The sequence below is a fragment of the Echinicola sp. 20G genome, from assembly GCF_015533855.1.
Lineage (GTDB): Bacteria > Bacteroidota > Bacteroidia > Cytophagales > Cyclobacteriaceae > Echinicola.
Window position 1 is genome coordinate 2,426,049 of the sequence record NZ_AP024154.1, and the last position, 16,216, is coordinate 2,442,264.

5 protein-coding genes are annotated in these 16,216 nt (G+C 41.4%); 4 read left to right on the forward strand and 1 reads right to left on the reverse strand.

Features of this window, described 5'->3' with window-relative positions; genetic code table 11:
* The first annotated feature begins 10 nt into the window (after positions 1–10).
* Genes JL001_RS10345 through JL001_RS10360 form a run of 4 tightly spaced genes read left to right on the forward strand, consistent with a single transcriptional unit; the run spans position 11 to position 15,020 of the window.
* Positions 11–9,697, forward strand: coding sequence for a gliding motility-associated C-terminal domain-containing protein (locus JL001_RS10345; RefSeq protein ID WP_200976008.1), 9,687 nt, complete (start codon positions 11–13; stop codon positions 9,695–9,697).
* Between the two features lie 7 nt (positions 9,698–9,704).
* Positions 9,705–10,673 carry a type IX secretion system membrane protein PorP/SprF gene (locus JL001_RS10350; protein ID WP_200976009.1) on the forward strand — a complete coding sequence of 323 codons (969 nt, stop codon included), beginning with the start codon at positions 9,705–9,707 and terminating at the stop codon, positions 10,671–10,673.
* 9 nt (positions 10,674–10,682) lie between these two features.
* The gene (locus JL001_RS23265) at positions 10,683–12,659 is read left to right on the forward strand and encodes an OmpA family protein (RefSeq protein WP_200976010.1); all 1,977 of its coding nucleotides are present in this window, start codon (positions 10,683–10,685) and stop codon (positions 12,657–12,659) included.
* A 51-nt stretch (positions 12,660–12,710) separates the two neighbouring features.
* On the forward strand, positions 12,711–15,020 hold the full coding sequence (locus tag JL001_RS10360; protein ID WP_200976011.1) for a T9SS type A sorting domain-containing protein: 2,310 nt from the start codon (positions 12,711–12,713) through the stop codon (positions 15,018–15,020).
* Between the two features lie 26 nt (positions 15,021–15,046).
* Here JL001_RS10360 and JL001_RS10365 read toward each other — a convergent pair whose 3' ends face one another.
* Entirely contained in the window at positions 15,047–15,787 is a 741-nt protein-coding gene (locus tag JL001_RS10365) for a LytTR family DNA-binding domain-containing protein (RefSeq protein WP_200976012.1), read from the reverse strand.
* Positions 15,788–16,216: the final 429 nt, after the last annotated feature.

Consider the following 16,216-nt stretch of genomic DNA (forward strand, 5'->3'; position numbering starts at 1 on the left):
ATTTTGATGTATGGAATCAATTTTTACCAAATCTAAGTGGGGGAAACTTTCACTGGTTTTTACGATTTTACTGGTGCTTCACTCATTTATGTCTTTTGGGCAGGGTACCAAAACTTTAGCTAATGAAGTTACTTACTCCAGCCCAAATGTGCCTGCCAATTTAGCGGAAAGTTTGGGCCCTTCATCAGGGTACTCGTTAGTGACCGTTGAAAATCCAGATAATGCCTTAGTTGATGATGAGAATTTTGCACGTCTACTAGCAAGTCCAGGGGTTTTACTGGGCTTAGGTTCGTACAATGGAGAGATAGAATTAAAGTTTCCTTCGACACTTGATGCCAATACAACGGTATATGTAAGAGCTGAGGGAAGCGATGATCTTTTTAGGTTACTTTTAGGTGGGAGTTTGGGAGAACTTTTAGGAGATGTTCTAAGCTTGGTTGCCTTGGGGCAACAAGAGTTTAACATTATTGCACGAGATGGTACAACGGATGTTTTTTCAAGAAGTACCACAGAAGGTTTTAATACAGACAGGGCGCGAGTTATCACAGGTCCAGATGGTAACTATTACATCGCATTGACCCCAGATGCAGATTTCGATCGGATTTACATAGAAAACGGTACGCTTTCCTTGCTCGGTTTGGGTGATGAAGTGAATTTGGACATCTATAGCGCTTTCAGCTATGACGGAGCTACTATTTGTGGAAATCCAATAGGTACTTCCTTTGATGTGAGCGGGGTCAGTTTGGATTTACTGAACTTGACAGGATCCGCAGCGAATGATTTACATTTTTCAATTGACGGGGATGCCTCTACCTATACCTCTTTGAGTCCTGGAGTTCTGAGTTTGGCAGGCGTTCTTGAGCAACATTTTTATTTTGATGGATTGGGGCAAGCTACTGATGAAGTTCAGGTAACCCTTAGTGGAGCACCAGGTATTTTGGATGTGGACCTTTTGGATAATGTGGAATTAGTGGCCTATAATGGAGAAATAGAAGTTTCCAGGCAGAACTTGGAGACATTGGGCGGAGAGCTTTTAGGTATTGCCCAGCTAGATCTTTTGGGACTGTTGGCAGACGGAAATCCAGTTACTTTTACGATGGCGCCAGGAGCGCCTATTGATCGTTTTGAGATAGAGGTTAGTACATTGTTAAATTTGGGTACTTCTGAAAGCTTGAGGGTACATGAAGTGATGCGAGTACCCGGAAGACCGGTTATTGATGGTGTAGATAGTGAACAGAACATGTTGGTTTGTGCGGGTGAAGATGTGACCTTAAATGCAACAGTTGCTACAGGTGATGTGGTAAAATGGTACGACGCACCTGTTGGCGGGTCATTGCAGCATACTGGAGCTAGTTTTAACTTGGGAGAAATTGGTTCCAAAGTAACCTATTATGCAGCTGCTGAAAGGCCAGGATGTCCTGAAGAATCCATTAGGGTTCCGGTAACAGTCGATATTAATCCAAATCCTTTAATAGCTCTTAATGGATCTGCAGTTTACAATGTAGCCATTGGAGAAAGCGTAGCTCTCCCTCCTGCATCAGCGACAAATGAAGATGGAACCAGTGTACCAGTAACTTGGTCAGGTTTGGATGGTGCTCCTTTTTCAGCTCCAAATACTGCTGGGGTATTCACTACTGGGGGAAAATATGTATACAGGGTATCGGCAAGTGGAACAGACTGTACTAATTTTGTGGATGTGGTGGTCAATGTATTTGATCCAGGTGGATGCCCGCTTGTGTTTAATAGGAGGTATGCAACGAGTGCTGAAGACTTTACAACGAGTAACCTTTTGGGTTTGCAGTTGGGAACGGTTAGTAACCCAACTTTAGCAGCAGGAAGTAGTCTGGATGATTACTCCCTTGTTTCGGAAACGGTGGGGACGAGCTTGCTTGGCCTAACCGGAGAGACTTCTCAAACCATCAGGTGGAACACAATGATTCCAGCAGGAACTCCAGTAACCATTAAACTTGGACGTGAATATGGTGTGGCAGGTGTTTCTGGAGGTATTTATGTACAGGCGTTGGATGGTGACCCGGTAGGTGGTGACAATCTAATTGGAGTAAGGCAAGTTGCTGATGCAAACTTGGTTTCAGCAGTAAATGGTATTAATGAATTTGAATATACCTTTATCCCAACGGATATAAATGGCATTCCAGTGCCATATAATGGAGTGAAAGTTTCTTTAGCTTCCTTACTCAATGCGGTACAAAATGTAAGAGTATATGGAGCGTACTATCATGAAACGTCAGCGACCTTAGCCAGTTGTACTTTTGGTGTGCTTCATATCATGACCGGTTTTGAATCTATCATAGGCGGACTTGATGTGGCCACTGGCTTAACTGCAGTTACTAATCCAGAAGCAGCTGCTGACGGGGATGAAGATACTTTTGCTGCGATGAATAATTTAGTAGGTGCGAATGTCAGTAGTAAGCTTGATATTACTTTTGCTGCCCCTGCCATTGCCGGTGATTCAGTATTTATTAAGGTAGGTGGTGTAACAGGTCTCCTAGATTTAACACTTTTAGAAGGATATCAAATTCAACGTTATTTCGGAAATCAAGCTGTTGGTGATCCATTGGATGCTGATTCAGATATTTTGACGCTCAATTTATTGGAAGGAGGAACAGAACAGGCGTTGACCTTTATCAATGATGCTCCATTTGATAGAATTAAAATCCTGTCAGGCGGTGTAGTTGACGCATTAAATGAGTTGAGGGTTTATGAGGTAGAGCTAATACCGCTTAGCACTATTTTGGGAGAACAGCATGATGATATTGCTGATGTAGATTACATAGAAATATGCCCTGGAGATATCATAGATGTCCCAAGTGCAACTTGTGATGCGGTGAAGTTCTATACGGATGAAACTGGTGGAACAGAAATCACTGTAGCAGATATTGCTGGTTGGGCTCCAAACACTATCCAAACAGTTTATTTACAGATTGTAAGATTCGGATGTGAGGATGGTATTGAAAGGAGACCAATTGAAATCAGGGTCTTAGGAACCTCTGATGAATTGTTAGATGAGATTCTTATCAATGGTGCAAATGTGGATGTTTTCTGTCCCGTAGATCCAGTTACTTTAGAAGCGGTTTTGATTTCAGGTGCTCCATCCGGAGTAACGTATCAGTGGTATTCAGATAATGCAGGTACTCCAGAAATAATTACAGGTGAAACAGGAGCGATTATTTCTCTAGCTGGACTTACCGCAGGTGACTACACCTATTATGTGCAACTTATAGCAGATGGATTCTGTACAGCAGAACCAACTCCTGTCAGCTTTACCATCAATAGAAATGCAGATGATGGTGATATCAATTTGGATGATTTGATAACCCAATGTGTGGGGGCACCAGTGGTGTTAAGCCCAACAAGCAGTATAGCAAATCCGGTCTTTAGCTGGTATTATGATGCTGCAAAAACCAATCCAATTACCGATGGAGATGTTAACGGGGCAATTACCTACAATATTGCTGCAGATGGAGAACTAACCATTACCGGTTTGGCTGATGGTGCTGATATATTTTATTATGTAACGGTGAGTGGTGATAATGTTTGTGAAAACATTGCAGGGAAAGAAGTAAATGTTCAGGTTTCCAATAGCTTGCCGGCCCCAACCTTTACTGACGCAGATTTGGAACTGTGTGGTCCAGGAAATGATGCCGTGTTTGAAGTGACTAACTTCTCTGGAGGTTTGAGCTATACTGTATACGATGCAGAAGTAGGGGGAAGCGTTGTTTCAGGTGTGACAGTAGTAGATAATATTATCACCATAAGCAATGTGACAGCGGATGAGACCTACTGGGTTGAAGTAAATGGTTCAGGGGGCTGTGTTGGTGTGGATCGGGCAATGGTTACGGTAACGATAAACAGAATTGCCGACGCAGATGATATTGATGCCTCTGGAGGGACAATTTGCGAGGGTGACAGCTTCACTTTGAGTGCAAGCAGTAGCACTGTAACCAACCCAGTGTTTACCTGGTACACAGATGCCGCTTTAACAACAGTTTTATCAAATACTACTGTAAGTCCATCCACTACTACAACTTATTATGTAACGGTAAGTGGAGATGGAGTTTGTGAGAATGAACCAGGAAATGCAGAAACCGTAACGGTAACTGTAAATAGAAATGCTACTGATGCAGATATAGATGCTACTGGAGGAACTATTTGTGAAGGCGATAGCTATACCTTAAGTGCAACGAGCGGTACAGTAACGAGCCCAGTGTTTACTTGGTATTCAGATGCTACATTGACAACTGTTTTGTCAAGTGCTACTGTTAGCCCATCTACTACAACCAGCTATTATGTAACGGTAAGTGGAGACGGGGTTTGTGAAAACCAGCCTGGAGATGCAAAAGAGGTTGTAGTTACTGTCAACAGAAATGCGTTCGCTGATGATATCCTCCCCGTTGGAGGTACCATTTGTAACGGAGATAGTTTTACTTTAACAGCTACAAGTAGTACAGTCTCTAATCCAATATTCACTTGGTATTCGGATCTTGCATTGACTACTGAAGTCTTGGATCCTAATGTTAACCCAACAGCTACTACTACTTATTATGTGACTGTTCAGGGTGATGGAGTTTGTGAGAACAAACCAGGAAATGCAGCAACACTAACAGTTATTGTTAATAGAAATGCTACAGCATTGGATATCAATGTGGATGATGCCACCATTTGCGAAGGTGATAGTTATACCTTGAGTGCGACAAGCAGTACCGTGACCAATCCAATATTCACTTGGTATACTGATGCAGCACTGACCACATTGTTGGCTGATAATGAAGTTAGCCCAACCACAACAACAACTTATTACGTGACCGTTCAGGGAGACGGGGTTTGTGAGAACAAGCCAGGTGACGCGGATATGGTAACGGTGACAGTTAACAGGAATGCTACTGCCGCAGATATAGAAACAATGGGCGGAACGATCTGCGAAGGTGACAGTTTCACTTTAAGCGCTAGCAGTAGTACGGTAACGAGCCCGGTATTTACTTGGTATACTGATGCTGCCTTGACGACTGTATTGTCAAATTCGACTGTAAGCCCGACCGCGACAACCACCTATTACGTGACGGTAAGTGGAGACGGGGTTTGTGAGAACAAGCCAGGTGATGCTGAAATGGTAACGGTGACGGTTAATAGAAACGCAACCGCTGCAGATATAGAATCGACAGGTGGAACGATCTGCGAAGGCGACAGTTTTACCTTGAGCGCGACTAGCAGTACGGTTAGCAATCCAGTATTTACCTGGTATACAGATGCAGCCTTGACGACTGTATTGTCAAATGCGACGGTAAGCCCGACTGTTACAACTACTTATTATGTAACCGTAAGTGGAGACGGGGTATGTGAGAACAAGGCGGGGGATGCTGAAATGGTAACGGTAACGGTAAACAGAAATGCAACAACTGCCGATATAGACACCAATGATGCCACCATTTGTGAGGGTGATAGTTATACCTTGACTGCGACAAGCAGCACAGTAACAAGCCCAGTGTTTACCTGGTATACAGATGCGGCACTGACCACATTGTTGGCTGATAATGAAGTTAGCCCAACCACGACAACTACTTATTACGTGACCGTTCATGGAGACGGGGTTTGTGAGAACAAGTCAGGTGATGCGGATATGGTAACGGTAACGGTAAACAGGAATGCCACTGCCGCAGATATAGAAACAACGGGCGGAACGATCTGCGAAGGTGACAGTTTCACTTTAAGCGCTAGCAGTAGTACGGTAACGAGCCCGGTATTTACCTGGTATACAGATGCAGCCTTGACGACAGTATTGTCAAATGCGACGGTAAGCCCGACCGCGACAACTACCTATTACGTGACAGTAAGTGGAGATGGGGTTTGTGAGAACAAAGCAGGTGATGCAGAAATGGTAACGGTAACGGTAAACAGAAACGCAACCGCTGCAGATATAGAAACAACGGGTGGAACGATCTGCGAAGGTGACAGTTTCACTTTAAGCGCGACTAGCAGTACGGTAACGAGCCCGGTATTTACCTGGTATATAGATGCTGCCTTGACGACTGTATTGTCAAATGCGACGGTAAGCCCGACTGTTACAACAACCTATTATGTAACCGTAAGTGGAGACGGGGTATGTGAGAACAAGGCGGGTGATGCAGAAATGGTAACGGTGACGGTAAACAGAAATGCAACTGCTGCCGATATAGATGCCAATGATGCGACCATTTGTGAGGGTGATAGTTATACCTTGACTGCGACGAGCAGTACAGTAACCAGCCCAGTGTTTACTTGGTATACTGATGCAGCACTGACCACATTGTTGGCTGATAATGAAGTTAGCCCAACCACAACAACTACTTATTACGTGACCGTTCAGGGAGACGGGGTTTGTGAGAACAAGCCAGGTGACGCGGATATGGTAACGGTGACAGTAAACAGGAATGCCACTGCCGCAGATATAGAAACAACGGGCGGAACGATCTGTGAAGGTGACAGCTTTACCTTGAGCGCGACTAGCAGTACGGTTAGTGATCCAGTATTTACCTGGTATACGGATGCAGCCTTGACGACTGTATTGTCAAATGCGACGGTAAGCCCGACTGTTACGACAACCTATTACGTGACCGTAAGTGGAGACGGGGTTTGTGAGAACAAAGCAGGTGATGCTGAAATGGTAACGGTGACAGTCAATAGAACCGCAACTTCTGCCGATATAGAATTGACAGGTGGAACGATCTGCGAAGGTGACAGTTTCACTTTAAGCGCGACTAGCAGTACGGTAACAAGCCCGGTATTTACCTGGTATACAGATGCAGCTTTGACGACGGTATTGTCAAGTACAACGGTCAGTCCAACCTCGACAACCACCTATTACGTGACGGTAAGTGGAGACGGGGTATGTGAGAACAAGGCAGGTGATGCTGAAATAGTAACGGTCACGGTAAACAGAAATGCAATTGCTGCTGATATAGAATCTACAGGTGGGACGGTCTGTGAAGGTGACAGTTTTACCTTGAGCGCGACTAGCAGTACGGTTAGCGATCCAGTATTTACCTGGTATACAGATGCAGCTTTGACGACGGTATTGTCAAGTACAACGGTCAGTCCAACTGCGACAACCACCTATTACGTGACGGTAAGTGGAGACGGGGTATGTGAGAACAAGCCAGGTGATGCTGACATGGTAACGGTCACGGTAAACAGAAATGCAACTGCTGCTGATATAGATACCAATGATGCGACCATTTGCGAAGGTGATAGTTATACCTTGAGTGCAACGAGCAGTACGGTTAGTGATCCAGTATTTACCTGGTATGCAGATGCTGCCCTGACTACTGTGTTGTCAAGTGCGACAGTTAGTCCGAGCGCGACAACAACCTATTACGTGACCGTAAGTGGAGACGGGGTTTGTGAGAACAAAGCAGGTGATGCTGAAATGGTAACGGTGACGGTTAACAGAAACGCAACCGCTGCAGATATAGAAACAACGGGTGGAACGATCTGCGAAGGTGACAGTTTCACTTTAAGCGCGACTAGCAGTACGGTAACAAGCCCGGTATTTACCTGGTATACAGATGCAGCCTTGACGACGGTATTGTCAAATGCGACGGTAAGCCCGACTGTTACGACAACCTATTATGTAACCGTAAGTGGAGACGGGGTATGTGAGAACAAGGCAGGTGATGCAGAAATGGTAACGGTGACAGTAAACAGAACTGCAACTGCTGCTGATATAGATACCAATGATGTGACCATTTGTGAGGGTGATAGTTATACCTTGAGTGCGACGAGCAGTACAGTTAGCGATCCAGTATTTACCTGGTATACAGATGCCGCCTTGACGAATGTATTATCAAGTACGACAGTCAGTCCGAGCACAACAACAACAACCTATTACGTGACGGTAAGTGGAGACGGGGTATGTGAGAACAAGGCAGGTGATGCTGAAATGGTAACGGTAACGGTAAACAGGAATGCCACTGCTGCAGATATAGATACTAATGATGCGACCATTTGCGAAGGTGATAGCTATAACTTGAGCGCAACTAGCAGCACGGTTAGTGATCCAGTATTTACCTGGTATACAGATGCTGCCCTGACTACTGTGTTGTCAAGTGGGACAGTCAGTCCGAGCACGACAACTACCTATTACGTGACCGTAAGTGGAGATGGGGTTTGTGAGAACAAGAGAGGTGATGCAGAAATGGTAACGGTGACAGTAAACAGAACTGCAACTGCTGCCGATATAGAATCGACAGGGGGCACAATCTGTGAGGGAGGTAGCTTTACCATGAGCGCGACTAGCAGTACGGTTAGCGATCCAGTATTTACCTGGTATACAGATGCTGCCCTGACAACTGTATTGTCAAATGCGACGGTTAGTCCGACCGCGACAACAACCTATTACGTGACGGTAAGTGGAGACGGGGTTTGTGAGAACAAGGCAGGTGATGCAGAAATGGTAACGGTGACAGTGAACAGCTTGCCAGCTCCGACTACCAACTTGACAGAGCAGTCTTTCTGTTCTGCTATCGGTGGAACAATTGGAGATCTTCAAGTGAACGAAAGTGCTATAGTTTGGTATGATGCCCCAGTTGGAGGAAATAGCCTAAGTGAAGCTCTAGCACTGACACAGGGAGTGACTTATTACGCGGCCTTGACGAATCCTAGTACAGGATGTGAAAGTATTCAGAGGTTGGCGATTACAGTTTCTAACTGTGCGAATCTGGAAGTTGTCAAGACCATGGATGTTACTTCAGTGATTGTTGGTGAAATGTTTGATTATACCATAGCCATTACAAACAATGGAGCTTCAACTGCTCAAAATGTAACAGTTACAGATGAAGTGCCAGTAGAATTACAAGTCCTAGCTGCCTCTTCTGATGGTACAATATCAGGCAATACCGTTACATGGTCTATTTCAGAAATCGCATCGGGAGAAACAGTCCAGCTGACTTTAAGTGTGATGGCCATGACTGAAAGTGCGGGAGTAGTGAACAGCGTGAAAGTTACCAGTGATAACTCAACTCCTGATGATGATGAAACAGATCCGTTGCCAATCTTATCTGATGATGTGGATATGTCAATTGAGAAGACCGTTTCTTCATCAGCAATTGAAGTAGGAGGAGAGTTTGTTTATGCCTTGAAAATTACCAATAAAGGAGATATCCCTGCAAGGAACGTAACTGTTACAGATTTCCTTCCTGAGCAAGTGAGGTATATTCAGTCAAATGCAGGGGGTGAGATTCAAGAGGTCTATGACGGCGCAACAAGACAAGTGACCTTTATTATTCCTGAAATGGAAGGTGGAGAAGAAATAGTAATCCAATTAACTGTTGAGGCCATTGATGGAGGTTTGGTAACTAATTCTGCCAATGTATCGACCCCTGATCAAGATGAAATACTTGATTTGGATAATACCTCTACTATTTCACATAATCAATTTGAGATTACCATTCCTAATGTATTTACTCCAAATGGAGATGGTATGAATGATACTTGGCAAATTGAAGGTTTGGCTGAGCTTTATCCTGAGAATGACTTGATAGTGGTGAATAGATGGGGTGGTGAAGTGTATAAAGTCTCCAACTATAACAATGATTGGGATGGAGGTTCCTTGAATGAGGGGACTTACTACTACAAATTGAAAATAAGAGATCGCGAATCAGGAAGAGAAGTTCAGTTTACAGGATACGTAACCATTTTAAGATAACGAGACGATGAAAAGTTTAAAATACATTTTGATCGCGGCAGGGGTTCTTTTTGGGTGCTATGACGTACAAGCCCAGCAAGCCCCGGTTTTTAGCCAATATATGTTTAACCCGTTGTTTATTAACCCAGCTTATGCTGGGTATAAGCAACAAATCTATCTCCAAAGCTACTATAGGAAACAGTGGAGTAACGTGCCTGGAAGTCCTGAAACTTTCGCTATCTCAGGAGATGGGTTATTGACAGACACAAACGTTGGTGTTGGTGGGCATATCATGGTCGATAGGCTAGGAGCTCAAAAGACCACTGGAGGTTATGCAAATGCAGCTTACCACTTGAGAGTTTCTGGTGAAGGATACATCAGTTTTGGACTTGGGGCAGGTATGGTCAATACCAAGTTGGATGGATCTATGCTTAATCCAATGGATCCTTCCGATCCAAGTGTTTCTACAGGAGATGAACAAGTACTATATCCTGATTTGAGAGCCGGTTTGTTCTATTATAATCCCTATTTCTTTGCGGGGATATCAGCTGACAATATGTTCTCATCAAGCTTTAATTTTGATAACGGGGCAGTACTCGTCCAACCCAATTCCAATCTTTATTTGACTGCTGGAACTCTGATAGATGTTTCTTACAATGTGGCTTTAAAACCATCTATAATGTATGTAGATGATTTTGCCGGGCCTTCAAGGTTGGATCTAAACGCTTTTGTGCTTTTAAGTGAAAGATTGTGGCTTGGGGCATCCTACAGGACTTCTGTCAACTTTCAAGGAGAAGAATTCAGAGATAATGAAAAAAGGCCAGTTTCAATAGTTGGGCTGGTGGAGTTTTATGTGAATGATCAATTGAGAATTGGTTATGCATATGATCATAATGTGTCTGGCTTTAGTACGAAGGCTTTTTCCACCCACGACTTTTCTGTTGGATTCCTCTTCCCTCCAAAAAGAGTGAAGTTAGTTTCTCCTAGATATTTTTAAAACAAACTTATGAAGAAAAGAAATACCTACTACTTGTTCCTCGCTTTGACCATGGGGATCGCCTCATGTTCAAGTTTGAAAAATAAGGACTTGGTAACTGCCAATCAACAGTATGATATGCTTAATTATGCCGTAGCTGCTGAACATTATAATGTAGCTTGGGAACATAATGAGTTGCCGGAAATAGCAAGAGGGCTAGCTAATTCCTACTTGGAAATGAGGGATTTTGAGCTTGCAGAATCTTGGTATGCTAAACTTGATAGAAGTAACGAGCTGGAGAATGAAGATCGGGTAAATTTTGCTAAAGTGTTAATTGCAAATTCAAAATTTGGAGAGGCGAGAGAGCAATTGATAAAGTATTCCAGATCGGAAGAGCAAACCTTGACTAAGGAAGAAATTGATAACTTGCTATATACTGCGAGAAATGCGAAAGATCTATTGAATGATCCTAAGGATATTCAGGTAAGAAGTTTAACAGATATCAATACACCATTTGCTGATTTTGGAGGTGAAATCATTGGGGATCGTCTTACTTTTACAAGTGACAGGATGGAAGAAGATCCTAAAAAAATGCATGTTGATCAATATAATGCGTTAAGAAGCGATTTTTATGGATGGACCGGTAATGGCTATCTCCAAGTGTATGAGGCAAAGGGTGATTGGGATAATTTCAAGGTAGATTCTGTATATGCATTGGAAGGCTTTAGCAGTGCCCATCATAGTGGGCCAGTTTTTGAAAGTGAAGAATTTGTTTTTTGGGTACGTTCTGGCAAACCTAGTAAAGAAATCAAAGGTGAAAATGTAAACAAGAAGAACTATACACTTTACCCTCAGGTGTTTTATAAAGTTAAACTGGATAGTTCATGGAGTGAGTTGAAAGACTTTTCATTTAATAACCCGTATGAGTATTCAGTAAGTGATCCATTCTGGGACAGTGACCGTAAACGCTTGTATTTTTCCTCCAATAAACCAGATGGCCTTGGTAAAGCTGATATTTACTATAGCAAGTACTTGGGAGACGATAAGTGGTCAGAGCCGATTAATTTAGGTGATAAGATCAATAGTTCCGGAGATGAAAGAACTCCTTATATAAGTAAAGAAGGAGAACTTTATTTTTCATCAAATGGAAAAGGTGGATTGGGAGGTTTGGATGTATTTAAAAGTGAGCCTAAAGGTAATGACTGGGCTAAGCCCGAAAATCAAGGAGCTCCAATCAACTCAACAAGAGATGACTTTGCATTTTTTATTAATTACGATATACCTGATAGGGGAGTATTTTCGTCGGATCGATCAGGAGGAAAGGGCTTGGATGATATTTACGCCTTCATTTTAGATATCAATTCTAAGATTTTTCTGAAGGGGCTGGTGAAGGATAAAATCACAATGGAGCCATTGCCGAATGCAGTGGTTGAGCTTGTTGACAAGAGCACAGGTAGCAGCTTTACCTATGTTACAAATGAAGAAGGAGAGTATGACTTTATTCTAAATGAGGAAACCGTATATGATGTGGAGGGGAGAAAAACGGATTATATCGCGGCTGAATTAAAAGATTTGAGTACAAAGGGTATAAGGCTGTTTGCAGACACAACCATTGTAAAGGACTTGTATTTGGATAAAATCGAAATCGGTAAAACCATTGAACTGGAGAATATTTACTATGATTTTGATAAGTGGGATATTAGGGAGGATGCGGCATTGGAGCTGGATAAGTTGGTGAAGATTTTGGAAGACAACCCGACCATGAAAATCGATCTTAACTCTCATACAGATAGTAGAGGCTCTGACGAATACAACCAAATATTATCAGAAAAGAGAGCTCAGTCAGCGGTTGACTACATTATTTCTAGAGGTGTATCAAGGGTCAGGATAGAAGCAAAAGGTTACGGAGAGTCAAGGCTACTAAATGAATGTGATGACGGAGTAGAGTGCTCTGACGAACAACATCAAGTAAACCGTAGAACGGAATTCACAATTGTAGATTATTAATTTTTGTATCCACTAGTATTACCTCGGTAATGCTGACATTAATCAGGAGGGATGAAATTCGGTAAGCATTATAATAGTGCCCCTCAGTTAAAATTAGTTAAAGGCCAAATCGCCTATAAGGTGGTTTTGGCTTTTTTTATGGTTTTCTATGGAGTGAATAGTAATTGTACTGCTCAAATATATGCTTCAGGATATTCGTCAAATGCGTATGTGGAGAATGCTGAAAATGCAGTAGAGAATAACAATGATTTTGCTAAAGTAAAGTCATATGGCGGTGCGGCATTAGGAGTCGGAAGTTATTCTGGCTTTATAGAATTGGAATTTGATGAGTTTCCAGATGGGGAGACAAAAGTTCCTGCAGGTACAACTGTATATATTAAAATTGGAGGACTCGATGATATATTTGGGGCTTTGCTTGGAGGGGCTTTAGGAGAAGCATTAGCAGATTTGCTAGGGTCAGTGATTTTTGGGAATCACTTTTTGGAGCTAGATGTAATGGATGGTATAAATACTGTTATGACAAAAAGTACTTTGACCAGTTCTATTGACGATGAGTTTAGGGTTTTACAAGGGAAAGATGGGAGCTATTATTTAGCTGTAACTCCTTCATCTGATTTTAATAAGATAAAGATTACAGATAAGACTGCAGCTCTATTATTTGGTTCAACTAATTTTTCTGAAATTTATTATGCATTTTACCATGAAGATGATTTATGCAGTTATAGTCCTGAGTTTGTTTCTTATGGTGGAGAAGGAATAAATTTGGATGCCTTGTCACTTGGAAGTGGTGGGGTACAAAACCCATCAAATGCAATAGACGATGACTTATCCACAACGGCTTCAATTAGCCCAGGGCTTTTGAACGTCCTAGGAAGTGTAAGTCAATACTTTTATTTTTCAGATGCTTCAGACCAATCGGATGAAGTCTTGGTTACATTAAGTGGTGATCCCTCCTTGATTAATTTAGAACTACTCAGCAATGTATCTTTTCTTGCTTACGAAGGTGACGAAGTGGTATATGAACAGGATTTAGGTGCATTATCTGATGAATTATTAGGTTTGATTAAATTAGACCTATTAGGTTTATTGGGCGATGGTGAGCAGGTTACTTTTCCAGTCTCTCCTGGTTACTCATTTGACAGGTTTGAAATTAAAGTAAGCTCTTTGCTTGATGTAGATGTGGGAGAAGCCTTGAATATTCATGAAGTGGAAAAGACTATTGGGATGCCTTCCTTTGAGGTTTCGGGAAATGAATTTACTGTTTGCCAAGGAGATGATGCCATTCTTTTTCCGGATAGTTATAATGGGTCGGTGTTGAAATGGTATGATGAGGATGGAAACCTAATGGGAGAAGGGGAAAGTTTGACTTTGGAAAATGTATCTGTTGACCAAACATACTATGTTTCATCAACAGATGAATGTGGAGGTGAATCCTATGAATCAGCTAGAGCAGCCATTAATTTGATTGCAATGGAAACGCCAGAGGAAAGTGATTTTAGCATTGTGCCAAGCCAAGCTGAATATGGAGAAGGTGAAGTAGTTGTGTTGGAGCCATTCTTGGAGTATGATTCTGATCTGGAGAACCCTGAGTTTTATTGGACTTTAAATCCTTTAGGGGAGGATAAAATAGAGGATGAGCAGACTGTGGATAAAGGGGATCATATTGTTACTTACAAGGCAATTCCCGAAGGAAAGCTACAAATTGAAGGACTGTGGGCTTCTGATGATGATCCAGTTTATCTTTTCTTGTACAATGAAGGTACTCCTTGTGGAGCAATGCACTCATCTGATGCTATATTCAAAGTTTTGCCCATTGCCTGGGGGAATTTTGATGCCTCAATAACCAATGATGGTGTAGAGTTGGATTGGAGCATTTCTATGGATAAACCATTGGACAAAATGATCATTCATCGTTCTGGCCAAGGCCTAAAATGGGTAGACTTAGGGGGTGTAAAGTCTAAACTTTTAGAGGGAGAGTCTGGAAATTACAAATATGTTGATTTCAGACCTGAACAAGGGGCTAATTATTATCGGATAGAAGCAGTATATGAAGATGGCAAAAGTGAGTTTTCTAAGACGGTGCGCGCAGATTTTTCAAGGCAATCAAAATTAATGTTTTCTATTTCGCCTAACCCCATCCAAAATGAAGCAAGACTGATGAACCATTCAGGGCAAAGTTTTTCTGATCTTATGATCAAAATTTATGATTATAATGGGACTTTGGTCAGTGAAAATAAATTAGATGAATTACTTCCTTATTCATCCATCAATTTAGAAAGTGCACAAAAACTGAGGTCGGGTTTATATTTTTACTGCATCGAAACCGAAAAAGAAACCCTGAGAATCAAGGTTATAAAGTAATTCTTGAGCCTATCAAAGCACCAAGACTAACGGGTTACTTGATTTAGTCTGGAAAGGATATTTTGATAATAGTTTCTACCCACCGGAATAACTTGCTCATTAATAATGATTTCCTTGGAGTTAAGTGCGTCTATTTTATCCAAATTGACAATGTAGGCTTTATTGACTTTACAAAATAGTACCGAGGGAAGCTTGTTAAGAACGTCCTTTAAAACATTTCTTAAGGTATATACTGAGTTTTTTCCAGTAGAAATATGAGTGTATGAACCATCTGCCTTTATCCAATCGATTTCTTGAATTGCAACTTTTTTAAGGTACCCCTTATCCCTGATGAAAATAGAACCTTTGATTACCTTATCTTGAAATATGAGCTCAGAAACCCTGTCGGAGTTTTTGTTTTCAAAGTTGCTAATGGCAAGGGATAAGGTCGTAATTAAAGTGTCTTTTGTAAAAGGTTTAATAATGTACCCGTCAGGAGAAATTTCTTTTACTTTTTCTATTGTTTCTTTGTCTGATGAACTTGTGAAAAATACTACTGGGATGCTGAATTTTTCTCGAATATTGTGTGCTATATCGATTCCATTGCTATTTCCACTAAGATGGATATCCAGCAGGATCACTGAAGGAGATTTTTCGAATAAAACGTCTTCTATTTTTTCATCTGAATCAAGAATGTCACAAACTTCATATCCATCTGCTTCCAATAAATCTTTAGTATTATCTGCGAGGTCAAGATTGTCCTCAACTATCAGCACTTGCTTTTTCATTGTCAATTGAACCGGGTAGTGTGTTAAAAATCACATCAATAATACAGAGAAAATAGCAAAAAAATCAAGTTATTGAAAAACAAATATGCCTTTTTGATGATTTTTCTTTGGGTATTGTTATTGATAAATCTTTTTAAAAACCAGGTATAAGTGCCTGTTTTTTGTAGATGAGAATAAATCTTGTGGAAATCGAAATTCTATTGTGTATTTTTGTTATTTTAATGAGGTAATCCGTAATAGTAAATAGGGAAGCTGTAATCTGTTTTAAAATAAATAGTGGATAAGAAGACTGATTTTTAAAATAATTGAAAATTAAATAAAATATAATTTTAATATAAAAATGCCTTTAAAATACATGAAACTTCCGAATTAGGTATGGAATATATTTTAGTTCATTTGGAGCTAATTTATGAAAGATAGTTTGATTCA

What these genes read in the sequence shown, in the direction of transcription:
- JL001_RS10365 (WP_200976012.1), bottom strand. Translation starts at nt 15,787, where the DNA reads ATGAAAAAGCAAGTGCTGATAGTTGAGGACAATCTTGACCTCGCAGAT.
- JL001_RS23265 (WP_200976010.1), top strand. Translation starts at nt 10,683, where the DNA reads ATGAAGAAAAGAAATACCTACTACTTGTTCCTCGCTTTGACCATGGGG.
- JL001_RS10360 (WP_200976011.1), top strand. Translation starts at nt 12,711, where the DNA reads ATGAAATTCGGTAAGCATTATAATAGTGCCCCTCAGTTAAAATTAGTT.
- JL001_RS10345 (WP_200976008.1), top strand. Translation starts at nt 11, where the DNA reads ATGGAATCAATTTTTACCAAATCTAAGTGGGGGAAACTTTCACTGGTT.
- JL001_RS10350 (WP_200976009.1), top strand. Translation starts at nt 9,705, where the DNA reads ATGAAAAGTTTAAAATACATTTTGATCGCGGCAGGGGTTCTTTTTGGG.